This is a genomic window from Ruegeria sp. AL11 (genome assembly GCF_056540865.1).
This window is the reverse complement of record NZ_JBQFXO010000075.1, coordinates 1-626: the sequence shown is the minus strand read 5'-3', so window position 1 is coordinate 626 and position 626 is coordinate 1. Positions and strand designations below refer to the sequence as shown.

At 62.1% G+C, this 626-nt stretch carries 2 protein-coding genes; one reads left to right on the top strand and one right to left on the bottom strand.

The features are described 5' to 3' along the window. Window positions 1–358, top strand: a 358-nt coding sequence (locus tag ACR0IP_RS23365; RefSeq protein ID WP_480528190.1) for an SDR family NAD(P)-dependent oxidoreductase, incomplete at its 5' end; no start/stop codon positions are given. A gap of 3 nt (window positions 359–361) precedes the next feature. On the opposite strand, the gene ACR0IP_RS23360 is transcribed toward ACR0IP_RS23365, so the two are convergent. Then, a partial coding sequence (locus ACR0IP_RS23360; protein WP_480528189.1) for a DUF6504 family protein occupies window positions 362–626 on the bottom strand: 265 nt, incomplete at its 5' end.

The window sequence follows — 626 nt, the reverse complement described above, 5'->3', positions numbered from 1 at the left end:
GGCAGGTCGGGGGGATATTACGCTGATCGGGTCGCTCGCGGGCTATCACGGGTTGCCAGCGGCCATCGGATATGGGGCCAGCAAGGCGGCACTGATTTCTCTGGCGGAAACGATGCGCCACGATCTGGCGGGCACCGGCGTGACCGTGCGGATCATTAATCCCGGCTTCATCAAGACCCGACTGACTGAGAAAAACAGCTTCAGGATGCCCATGCTGATGAGCCCCGAGGATGCGGCGGGTCGTGTGGTCAAGGCGATGTCGCGGCGCCGTTTCCGTACGGATTTTCCTGCACCATTCTCGTGGTTTATCCGTCTGATTGACTATCTGCCGGATCTGTTGGTGTACCGAGGGAAATAGACCCTAACCAAACTGCCCGTGACAGAACCAGCCTGCAGACATGGTTCCGCCATGGCCGTAAAACAGCCACAACCGCTCGCCCTGCTGTGTCACCACAACCCAGTAGTCCCGCACGCCGCTGCGCCAGTTCGGGTCATCCAGCCACCATTCCGGTGCGATCCGTTCCGGGCCGGTGGCCTGCGCCAGCTGCCAGTTACGCCCGCGCCAGCGAAAGGCGCTGGGCACGTCAGGGGTTTCCGGTGCCATCACCGGCTCAGGCTGCCACATC